Raw genomic sequence first — 11,080 nt, forward strand, 5'->3', positions numbered from 1 at the left:
GCGGCGCGTGGGAACGAGGGCAAGCCGCCCGAAAATTGTTGATTAGGAATACGGTGCTCAGTTATTTACCAGCAATCTGCTCCCGTGCCTGTAAAGTCTCGTGCGCCGGTATTGGTTAAAGTTAAGCTGCCACAAATGTCATTAGCTTGTGCGCCGGTTGGTGCTGCAGTTAGGGTAAATGTGGTGCTTGTAGCAGCTGAAATTGTCAAATTATAGAAAGCCGTGCCGCCATCGACAGGGCTTTGGGTAGCATAAATTGCAGGCGAACCGGTATCAGCTCCAGAATCTGCAGCACCTAGATAGCTATTGGTTTCAGTGAAATGTCTTTCCATGGCATTTGCCAAGCCCATCAAAGCACCTTGTGCATCTCGTCGTCGAGATTTCATGACGCTATCTTGATAAGACGGCAAGGCAATGCTGGCCAGAATACCAACGATTGCCACCGTTATCATCAATTCAATTAAAGTAAATCCGTGCATTGTTTGTTTCATGAGTTCACTCGGTTATGTATAGCTAGCAATTAATCAGCATTTTTATTAGATGTCTTTCATTTCTTTCTGAATGTTCAGAGCCTAATAGGATAGTGTTATCTTAGTTGTCGCCAGGATTTTCTGGTTCCGCTTCCAGTAAGATTACTGCCGGGATCTAAAGTTAATTGTCCAAGCTCGTTATTTGAACCAGAGGCAAATCCAAAGTTACCAATGATACTGATGTTTTTATGAATATTGATATTAAGGCTTAAACCGGATGCTGCATAAAGTTTGTCATTTAATTTTACTAAATCATGTTCATCAACTTTTTTTCCAACGCCGAAAAGATCAAAGCTACTTGTCAATGGGCGATTGCCAGTTAATGCATCTAGCAACATAACACGGCTATCTCCACCGGACTCACAGGGATCTGGGCTAGGGATTAGCGTAGAGAATATGACAAGGTCTCGATAAAAAATAGCAGGACTAACAACTCTTTCCCCTTGGGCAATATTGATGGGTTTTAGTAAATTCATGGCCCAGCCTTTTTTAAGGTTGGATGTGGTACACGTAATAGAGTTGTCAGTTTCAGATATACTCGAAGTTTCTGAATAACAGACTGTATTTCTTGATGTTAATCGAATAATGCTAGAACTAGTTTCATCTTCTGCATTGACAGGCGTGCCTTCAAAGTCAATTGTTTGTTCTTGTATATCTGCCCGATCGGCTATTGCACCGGTATTATTATCCCATAAGCCATAGAAGGTTTGAACTTGAGGCGATGTGCTCACTACATTATCGGATGTTTCAAAATATTTGCCTGTGCCAAAATAAACCATTACACCCGTTCCCTGATCGGTTCCAACAGGACCAATACTAGGTTTGGCGGTAATTGGTTGTCTGTCGGTACAAGTCGTTCCTGATGTTGTGCAAGCGACAAACAATGGACTGCTGCCAACCACGTTCCAACTGGCTGATGAAGTTGAACTTACGTCAAATTTCCATAAGTTTCCCTGTAAATCTCCGGCATAAATGACATCAACAATATGATCACCATTCAAATCGGCTGCGACTGGCGCAGAAAGTCCATTGGCACCAGTGGTACCGGTATCAATTTTGCTTATTACACTTCCGTTTTCAGCATCAAGAATAAACAATATCGCTTTATTCGTATTGCTGTTATAGCCATTACCAACAATAACAGCCCACTTTCCATTATTCATTCGACCTATAGAGGGTTGGGCTAAGGTGTAACCCAAGTCAGGATCATTTGCGCTGGTAAACTCCCATAACGCATTAGCCGCACCAAACGAATCCGGATTGGTTACGTCTAAAGCAAAAACAGCTTTTCCTCCTGCGCCGGTAACACCGGCAAGCAAAGTGTGCCATGCCGAGTCAAAATACACATCTCCCGAAGTTGATATGCCATCTACATAGTATTGATGTGCATAAGTACTGGAGGTTAATTTGCTAAGTTCGGGGAACAATGCATTTGGCAAGTAGGCAAAAACTTCCTTTCCACCTGTTGTTACCGAGCCAGCATTTTTTTGCGCATCAAACCCATGTATCATGCCATCATTCGCTCCAACATAAATCATAGGTCTGCGCGTCTTATAAGTAGAGCTGGCGCGAAATGAGCTATAGCTACCACCTTCCGGAGATGGTAAGCCGCTATAACCAAAATCAGCTGTTCCAACGTAAACCGGGTCTGAGTTGACAATGTCACCTAATTTGATGGTGGCCGTGCTGGGGTTAGCGAGTGCTGTGGTATCGGTAATAAATGAGCCATCAAATAATTTAACTCTGTTTCTTAACAAACCGCCCAAACGTAATTCATTACTGTTATCGCCACGTAGCCAGTTAAGTCGATTTTCACCATAACTATCACTAATACCGTTTAATTGATTAAGGTAAGCCTTTTGAGTGTCCGTAATGTTGGTTTCGGGCAGGGTGGCTGCCCATTGGAAAGATATACCTCTTTCACCAGGATCGGCATCAGGATTGTAGGTAAAAATCTTACGGCTACTTGCTGTAGGCATTACACTTGCGGCTTCCCAGTTTGGGGTTGTGGTATTAACCTCACCCGTAATTTCATCAACCGATAAGGCTAATAATTGACCGCTCCAGTCTCTGGGGTCGAATTTTGCCTGATACACTAAAGTACCGGTATCTAGTCTGGTGGTATTCGCTGCTACAGCGGAAGCTGAACTGACATTACTAAGCAATTTAGCAAATGCTTTGGCTAACTGTTCTGGAAGCTTGCCGGCATTTGTTACCAGAAAATAACCATCTGGAACGCCGTTTTCATCATCATCCCATTCCTTACCTGTTATAACTCCGTCTTCGTTAGTATCATGCACGCCCCATTTTGCGGCATACCAGAGGGGGTCATGACTTATATAGCTTGCTGAAGTTGTCGAGCCCACTTTAAATGTTCTAGTGGCTGAAAAGGGTAAGGCAATTCCATCTGCCCAAGTGCCACCGGGCAGTTGTCCTGGAGGAGTGTCTAAAAAGTAATCGGTATCAGGGCCGGTTTCGCCGCCGAGTTGGTCTCTTACCTCCAGATAAACTCCATCCGCTGTTGTGCCGGAGATCACATAACCCATGTGTTGAGTAATACCACCAGCTGCATAAGTCGAATTAAGTTGAATCACCACTTCATCTGATGTATTCACAGAAAAAGTATATTCAACAATGGCGTCCATATCGTGGTCGGCTGCTTGTTCCACGTCTTCATAATTTATCCGAAACTTACCATAAGGTAGACCCCCATTAATCAATGTGTCTTTGTTTTCTTCGGATGTATTGACAATTTTTTCAACATAAAAATCAACAATTTGATTGGTAGGCTGAAAACTTGAAGTGGAACTGATACTTGATCCATTCACGGATTTTGCAAAAGGTACCAGGGTAACTGTTTGCCCCTTTACCGGAATTTCAATCCGCGGCAAAGGAGATGCCAATGCAACGGCTAAGGTATCAACCTTTTGATCGCCAGTGACTGGGTTTAAGTCTTTTTGTGCGCCATGTAAAGCAACGCTGCCAGCATAAAATCCACCGAGCTTTGTGGGTTCTTCTGGGGCTAGTCCGCGTATATTCTTGAAACTGGTTGCTGATTTTGCCGTAGGTGCGCCATCGCTAACGGTGCCCGATTGACCGATGAAAATTGTACTGGCTTCAGATTCATTTGCCCAGATTGTATCGGCCAAATCAGATACATTTAAGTCTGACAAGTCACCTGAAAATGTACTGAAAGAACTGCCGGGTAATTGATCTGTATCATAGGAATTATTAATGTCGCTAATGACCAATTGCATAGGTTTTGCACAACTTAAAAAGCCACCACCGCCAGCGTCGGTTGATTCATAGGGATCAAGCCAGCTTGGTAAAGGGAGACCCAATGTTGCATCTGGTGTGGCAGATGAGGATATTGAAAATTCGGAAGTTGGACTGGCTTTGCCGGCAAAATAACGTAAACCTTCATACATCATTTCGGCAATTGGGTTACCCCATTCTGCCGCTTCGCCCTCATTAATGGGGCGAGTTGTAATCCAACCTGAAGCATATGCATAACTTGAGTAGTCAAAGGTATTAATGCGTAATTTGTTAATGGTGCTAACAATGCCATTAGTGCTGGTAAAAATACCGGTATCAGGGTTTACTTCATTTTTAAATGATTCAATGTTTTTTCTGAGCACACCACCAGAAATGTTTTTCTTATAGGACCCGGTTAACAAGCCAAATGCCATGGAGTCATTTTCACCATAGGTTTGTAATAAGCCGATAGGTTTATAGGTGGTAGTTGTACCGTCAGTATAAGGCTTGCAATTGGCTTCTAATTTATCAGTTTCACAAACTTCGATGTTGACACTATAGTCGGTAATCACAGAATTGGGTGTGGATGTTGTTTCCCAACGCAGAACAAAACTGTCTTCCCCAGATCGTTCTTCGTGGCGAAACTCGATGTCATACGGAATACCTGCGGTTAAAGAAATCGTGCCGTTATGTGAGTCGCAGTTACATTTGGCATGCCCGGAATACCAATACGCGACAACTGTGTTATTAATGATGACTTCTACTGCATCATCACCATCCACCGAAAACTTATAAGTACCTGTGGTTGGTACGGTAATTTTGCCGGTCACCCGTGTCAGATAATTGTCATCGGGACCACCATTGGGACCATAGGGGTTCTGATCGTTGCCATTTAAGGTGCTCATAGAGCCACTGCCAAATTTTCTTGAATCTACCGCATAGTTGGTGATCCAATAGTTGAAGTCAGTGTGACTTTCTGGATGCCCACTACCTGTTCCAGATGCAATGTTATAAGTTGTGCGCACCAAGTTGCTCAATACCGTGCTGGGGACTATCGACCACGTCGAACTGCCGGCTTTCGCACAATTTGGCCCCGACCCACCGTGCACACACTTTGTGCCTGCTACAGGTCGTTCAATCGATACCCATTCCCAGATACGGTATTGGCTATCGTTCAGGACTCGCATTAGTGGTTGGCCGGTATAGCTTAATGAGACATTGGCAAATAGATGCCGGGTGCCAAGCGCGGGCTCACTTAATGGAGTGTAATCAGTAATGGAATAACCGGGATTAGTAGTTGGGTCGTATTCTTTGCCCCAGGCGTGGGCATCTTGAGGGATAAAAGAGCGTTTCAGTATGGTTGATGAAGTCGTGTCAGTGCTGCGGTAACCTCCATAGAGGACTTTGCGCAACGCATCGATACGTGCAGTCGTGATGTAATTAAGAAAGTCACCGCTCCATGCTCCGGCAACCGATGAGCATGTTTTATCCAAAGTGGCGTCTTCGGGCTTGAAATACCCCCCATCACCGCTGTCGTAATCATAACAGCGGTGGGAGTCGAAATAACCGTAATAATCTATATCAGGATTATAGCCAACATCGATTAAACCATCCCCATTGAGATCCGATGCATCGTTATATGCTTCGTAAAACAGTTTATGATCTCGGCCCATGGTTAGCATAACTATGGGGGGAACGCTGCTAGTAAGGAATAACGGTTGCTGAGAAATATCGGCACATACCGAATAAGCCGGGCAGAGCAACAGAGGCAGTGATGCAATTAAATAGGCTGTTATGTGGTAATGTCGAGTGTTCATGATGATTGCCTCGGTAAGAGCCAGTCGCAAACAAATATTGCGATTGTTTAAATTTGATAAATCGATTGAAGAATTACAACCGCATTGGTAGAGCCGCCATATGCGTAAGCGGTGATTCGATAAACGTGTTGTCCAGGGCAAGGTGTAAGAGCCGGAGAGATGCAACCTAAATCTTGAATGATGTAACGCGGTGGTTGGGAAATATTAGGTAAGCTGATTCCCGAAGAATGGTTGTTGCTATAGTCTTCCCAAAAGTCGTTATCGGTAACTGCTGGAGTAGCCGTGCTAGAATAATACCCATCAGTCCCGTTAAATTGTATTGATGCAGCTGGTGGTAGACTGGCCTCGGCAGTTTTTAGCGCTGTCTCGGCAGCCTGAAACGCCAGATTTTTATCACGCATGTTGCCGGCCATTTTTTCTTCTAAAGAGGTAGTTTGCATGCTGGTTACGCCAATAATGGTTAGGAGTAAAAGCATAATCAAACTGACTACCAATACCGCGCCGGATTGTTGTTGGGGGATAGGAAGTTTAAACATGATCATCACCCATTCATTGGAGACGGTTGCGGATGGCAATGGTCGATGTAAAGTTCCGTCTGAGCCTACCGTCCCCTGTAGAAGTCAAATTATTTTCAAGTGTTCGTGCGGTTAGGTTGATTCTGACGCTGACGACTTGCGCCATATCAAGACCGACTGTCCCAGCTTCAACATAATAGTCAGGTGTGCCGTTGGTGTCTGTATCAGCACCATATAAAATCTGCATGTCTTCAATGCCTTCAATTAAGTCCTGATAGTTACCGCCATTATCCGTCCTCTCTAAAACGCTTGTTTTGATTCTATAGCCAATTGTCGAAGTGGCATGTGTGTAATAAGAGGCTGTGGTGTCGACTGTTGAGCCACAGTTACCGGTGGTTGTCTGAACAAAGGCGCCTCTTACAGTTATAGTATCTGTCCCATCGTCTATGTCTGCGCTCGAATTATCATTATTCGTTCCAGCGACGTCGGTATTATTAGGGCTACTTGGAGCCAGGCAGCCCCAAAACCCCGCCATACGTAAATCATGCTCTAAAAACTCCATCGCAAAACGGCCGTTTTCCTGCATTCTGGACAGGTTTTCCTGCATTCTGTAGGTTTGTTTTGAATTAACAAAAATTTGCAGCACGCCGCCAAGTAAGAATGCACCAATTACTAAGGCAATCATGATTTCTATCAGAGTCATGCCTTGTTGGCGCCGTTGGCGGTTAAATGATGATTGTTGGGGGCAATGAATGGGGTGGAGTGACAATTTGATAGTGCTGTCAAGTTCATCCATTGATTGACAAGTCAGAATGTCATAAGTGGTATTCGTGTCAATCAGTCCGTCATAGACCTCTTTTAATGAAATGGCTTTTAGTGTTGGTGTGTTCATAATTGAAAGCTCATTTGGAAGAACGGGTCATCATCTGTGTCGCCATCTGCATCCGTATCACCGTCGGGAGCGCCGCCATCCCCATCAACATCACCGTCGCGGTTATCATCCCAGTTGATCGTAATGGTATAAATGCCACCTGCAATGGTGATAGTACCAACGCCGCTAGGAAGTAAGGTAGTTAAGGCAGCATTCCATTCAAATAGGTCATTCTCGGCCATGTCTGCGGGCGTACATGTCGTACTAACGGCTTCGCAATCAGCTGCCTGATCAGTTGCTGCGGTTGGTGCCATGGTAGCGGTTAAATAATTAGCTTGTGCAATAGTATTGGCGCGCATTCTGTCCGCAATATCGTAGGCAAGTTGGGTAGCTTGACTGCGATTGTAGGCGCTTTGGTTGTTTCTTAAGCTGCTGGCTTGCAATCCGGCCAAGCCCAGTAAACCAATAGCCAGCACGACTACGGCGACTAAAACTTCAATCAGAGTGAATCCGGCGGATTTTTTATTCATGAGACATTTTGTTGATAAATTATGGGCAAGCACCTGGTGTAGCGTCTGTGTTTGGGCGACCTGTCGAATTAATGGTGATTGTTCTGCGAGGAACATTAGCTCCAGATTCATTGCATAACGTAAAGGTATCTCCTACTGGTGTAGTAGTTAAGCCGCTGGGTAAATAAGCTGCGTAATCTTTATAAGAACTAGCTCCCGTGCGCAAGGTGAAGCCGCTAGGCAACGCAGGGTAAGTTCTTAATAAACAATCCTCTTTATGGGAACCGTTTGCGTTTGTTTCGCAGAGGGTTGAAGGGCTTACATCATCTAAATCTTTGTCACCATTGATATCAACAAACACATCCCACCCACTTTCCCATTCCGAACTGTTGGCGCCTTTGCGTAAGACAGTTACTTGAACGCCTCTTTTAATAGCTTCACTTCGAGCTAAGTTGAATGTTGTTACCAAGTCATTAGCAAAAGTCGTTAATCGATTGCTTGTAATAACAGACGTAAAGCTTGGGACAGCAATTGCCAAAAGTATGCCGGCTATAGAGATCGTCACCATTAGCTCGATCAGGGTGAAACCTAAGCTTTTGACATTCTTATTGCGCATGTTTGCCTCTGTTTACGTTACCTTGTTTAATGGCCTTTGGAGTTGAGACTATCATAATTGTAAATTTAGGTTGTTAAGCAAGTCACACTCTAGCTTTAGCCAAACTGAGTTCTTGAATCTTAGTAGGTTTTGACAGGGTTATGTCGTAATTGGCTAAGTCCATTATCATTAACTCATTATTGAGGGTTTTCAAAACACAAAAGGCCGCTTTGAATACAGTGGCAATTTAGAATTAGTATAGACTTGCTTGGTTGAATGTGAAGCATCACATATAAGCTGGCAAAATTTTAAGGTAATCGAATTAAATAACACTAGCCACCGATTGGATGCTGTAATATTTTTTAACGATGTACTCGATTAAAACCTCAGGAGTGAATAGTGGCAACGATACTCGCAGTTGACGATTCTGCATCCATCAGACAAATGGTGTCTTTTACCTTAAAGAGTGCGGGTTATAGTGTGGTGGAGGCTATGGATGGGGTGGATGCTTTGCATAAAGCCAATACTCAAGCCTTTGATTGCGTGGTGACGGATGTCAATATGCCTAACAAGGACGGCATTAGCTTGATCAAGGATTTACGCGCGTTGCCAAACTACAGATTTACCCCATTGTTGATGCTGACCACCGAATCCGGCATAGAGAAAAAACAGCAAGGTAAGGAGGCTGGCGCAACGGGGTGGATCGTCAAGCCATTTAATCCGGATCAGTTGTTAAAAACCATCAAAAAAGTCATGGGTTAAGGCCCTGACATCTTTCAAAAATTTGTTGCACTGGTAAGCTCTATGGCAATCGATATGGCGCAATTTCATCAGGTGTTTTTCGAAGAAAGTTTCGAAGGCCTGGATGCCATGGAATCCGGGTTGCTGAATCTGGATTTGGGTGCTGTGGATGCCGATGCTATCAATACCATTTTTCGTGCGGCGCATTCCATTAAAGGCGGTAGTGGCACCTTTGGTTTTACTGTCGTTTCCGAATTTACTCATGTGCTGGAAACCTTGCTGGACGAAATGCGTGATGGTCGCAGGCAAGTCACGCAGTCTGCTATTGATGTATTGTTAGGCTCTGTCGATTGTTTACGAGAGACGTTACAGGCCCTTCAAGCCGGGATTGAAGTTGATCATCACAGCGTCACCCAGCATAAGCTGGCATTGGACAAACTTCTAAATGATGTGGTTGATGCTGTCAATGAAACAGGCTTGCAAGTGCCTGGAGAGTGCTTGGAACAATCCAGTCCGCAAGACACGGGTAATTTAAAGATTGTGGGTTGGCACATCACTTTTAGCCCGCATCTGCATTTATTTAAAACCGGAAATGAACCGCTGCGCATACTGCGGGAGCTGGCGACACTAGGCGATTTATCCGTTTGTGCAAATTTACCGGAGATGCCTGATTTATATGAGTTGGATCCGGAAGAGTGTCACCTGGCCTGGTCGCTGGATTTGCAAGGGCGGGTGCCCGTTAGCGAAATCGATGAGATTTTCGATTGGGTTGAGGGCGATTGCGATTTATCCAAGCAGCCTGTTTTTGCCATCACAAAGACGACTAATGCGGTTTCCGAAACTGACGTATCCAAGCAAAAGTATCCGCTGGCTTTGGATTTGTTTACTGGAGAGCCACAAACTCAGTCGCCAGCCATTTTAGATGACTCCAAAGACAGCCAAAACAGTACGCTCAAATCGACCGGTTTGACTTCTAGTTCCATTCGGGTGGATACCGGCAAAATCGATACGTTGATTAATATGGTCGGTGAGTTAGTGATTACGCAATCGATGCTGAGTTTGATAGGCGAACATTTTGCGATCAATAAACTGGATCAACTTAAAAATGGCCTATTGCAGTTGGAGCGGCATACACGCGAACTGCAGAAAAGCGTGATGAATATTCGTATGTTGCCGATTAATTTTGTTTTCAGCCGGTTTCCGCGCTTGGCGCATGATATGAGCGGCAAGTCAGGCAAAAAGATTGAATTAAAGTTGGTGGGTGAACATACCGAAGTGGATAAAACCGTGGTCGAATTGCTTAGCGATCCTTTGGTGCATTTGGTCAGAAATAGTCTGGATCATGGTATCGAAATGCCAGATGTACGTTTGGCGGCTGGCAAACCGGAAACCGGCACGGTGACACTGGAAGCCTATCATCGTGGTGGCAATATCGTGATCGAAGTAAAAGATGACGGTAAAGGTTTGGATAAAGACCAGCTCATAGCTAAAGCTGTCGAAAAAGGCCTGATAGCCCCTGAGGCAATTTTGACGGATAAGCAAACCTATGAACTGATTTTTTTGCCAGGTTTTTCCACGGCCGAGCAATTAAGCGATATTTCTGGTCGCGGCGTGGGTATGGATGTGGTGCGGCGGAATATTCAGGCCTTGGGCGGCAATATCGAGATACTGTCCGAATTAGGTAAGGGCTCCACTATTTGTATTTATTTGCCGTTGACTTTGGCTATTCTGGATGGGCAGTCGGTTGCCGTGGGTGAGGAAACTTATATTGTGCCATTGGGCGCTATCATCGAATCGCTGTACATCAAGGATGAAGATGTACAACTAGTGGCAGGAAAGGGGGAGACGTTTATGCTGCGTGATCAGTATCTGCCTATCATCCGTATGCATAAAATTTTTAAGGTGCCTACGGCCAAACACAGCAAGCTGTCAGAAGGGTTGATAGTGGTGGTGGAAGCGCAGGGCGTACTTTGTGGTTTGTTTGTTGATGAATTGTTGGGTCAACAACAAGTGGTGATTAAGTCGCTGGAGGCCAACTACCGTAGAGTGGAAGGTGTGTCTGCGGCGACCATTTTAGGCGATGGTTCGGTGGCGCTAATTCTTGATATACCGAGTTTGGTTAGGCTGGCAAACCAGTAAGGAATATGCATGGAATATCATATGCAAGAATTCTGCGTAGGTGCGGATTTATCCGCACAGTGCGAATGAATTCGCACCTGCTGACGAGCTTGTTTCATGCGCCTTCCT

8 protein-coding genes are annotated in these 11,080 nt (G+C 44.7%); 2 read left to right on the forward strand and 6 right to left on the reverse strand.

What is annotated here, in order from left to right; genetic code table 11:
• Positions 1-65 precede the first annotated feature (65 nt).
• The 6 genes from A1359_RS01160 to A1359_RS01185 form a co-directional block, all read right to left on the reverse strand.
• A complete protein-coding gene (locus A1359_RS01160; RefSeq protein WP_066976783.1) occupies positions 66-491 on the reverse strand; it encodes a type IV pilin protein in 426 nt (141 codons plus the stop codon).
• A gap of 95 nt (positions 492-586) precedes the next feature.
• Positions 587-5,602: a PilC/PilY family type IV pilus protein gene (locus tag A1359_RS01165; protein ID WP_066976786.1), complete on the reverse strand. Its 5,016-nt coding sequence runs from the start codon at positions 5,600-5,602 to the stop codon at positions 587-589.
• 47 nt (positions 5,603-5,649) lie between these two features.
• The gene (locus tag A1359_RS01170) at positions 5,650-6,138 is read right to left on the reverse strand and encodes a pilus assembly PilX family protein (RefSeq protein WP_066976804.1); all 489 of its coding nucleotides are present in this window, start codon (positions 6,136-6,138) and stop codon (positions 5,650-5,652) included.
• Positions 6,139-6,151: 13 nt separating this feature from the next.
• Positions 6,152-7,009: a PilW family protein gene (locus A1359_RS01175; RefSeq protein ID WP_066976789.1), complete on the reverse strand. Its 858-nt coding sequence runs from the start codon at positions 7,007-7,009 to the stop codon at positions 6,152-6,154.
• Positions 7,006-7,518 (reverse strand): type IV pilus modification protein PilV, encoded by a 513-nt coding sequence (gene pilV / locus A1359_RS01180; protein WP_066976792.1) that lies wholly within the window; start codon positions 7,516-7,518, stop codon positions 7,006-7,008. Before pilV ends, A1359_RS01175 begins: the two co-directional genes overlap by 4 nt.
• A 19-nt stretch (positions 7,519-7,537) precedes the next feature.
• Positions 7,538-8,113: a GspH/FimT family pseudopilin gene (locus A1359_RS01185; protein WP_066976794.1), complete on the reverse strand. Its 576-nt coding sequence runs from the start codon at positions 8,111-8,113 to the stop codon at positions 7,538-7,540.
• A 378-nt stretch (positions 8,114-8,491) separates the two neighbouring features.
• On the opposite strand from A1359_RS01185, the gene A1359_RS01190 reads away from it, so the two are divergent.
• Together A1359_RS01190 and A1359_RS01195 are read left to right on the forward strand one after the other, a co-directional pair.
• The gene (locus tag A1359_RS01190) at positions 8,492-8,854 is read left to right on the forward strand and encodes a response regulator (protein ID WP_066976796.1); all 363 of its coding nucleotides are present in this window, start codon (positions 8,492-8,494) and stop codon (positions 8,852-8,854) included.
• A 42-nt stretch (positions 8,855-8,896) separates the two neighbouring features.
• Positions 8,897-10,972 carry a chemotaxis protein CheA gene (locus A1359_RS01195; protein WP_066976801.1) on the forward strand — a complete coding sequence of 692 codons (2,076 nt, stop codon included), beginning with the start codon at positions 8,897-8,899 and terminating at the stop codon, positions 10,970-10,972.
• Positions 10,973-11,080: the final 108 nt, after the last annotated feature.

This window comes from Methylomonas lenta (genome assembly GCF_001644015.1).
Taxonomy (GTDB): domain Bacteria; phylum Pseudomonadota; class Gammaproteobacteria; order Methylococcales; family Methylomonadaceae; genus Methylomonas; species Methylomonas lenta.

What these genes read in the sequence shown, in the direction of transcription:
- A1359_RS01165 (WP_066976786.1), bottom strand. Translation starts at nt 5,602, where the DNA reads ATGAACACTCGACATTACCACATAACAGCCTATTTAATTGCATCACTG.
- A1359_RS01175 (WP_066976789.1), bottom strand. Translation starts at nt 7,009, where the DNA reads ATGAACACACCAACACTAAAAGCCATTTCATTAAAAGAGGTCTATGAC.
- A1359_RS01195 (WP_066976801.1), top strand. Translation starts at nt 8,897, where the DNA reads ATGGCAATCGATATGGCGCAATTTCATCAGGTGTTTTTCGAAGAAAGT.
- A1359_RS01185 (WP_066976794.1), bottom strand. Translation starts at nt 8,113, where the DNA reads ATGCGCAATAAGAATGTCAAAAGCTTAGGTTTCACCCTGATCGAGCTA.
- A1359_RS01170 (WP_066976804.1), bottom strand. Translation starts at nt 6,138, where the DNA reads ATGTTTAAACTTCCTATCCCCCAACAACAATCCGGCGCGGTATTGGTA.
- pilV (WP_066976792.1), bottom strand. Translation starts at nt 7,518, where the DNA reads ATGAATAAAAAATCCGCCGGATTCACTCTGATTGAAGTTTTAGTCGCC.
- A1359_RS01160 (WP_066976783.1), bottom strand. Translation starts at nt 491, where the DNA reads ATGAAACAAACAATGCACGGATTTACTTTAATTGAATTGATGATAACG.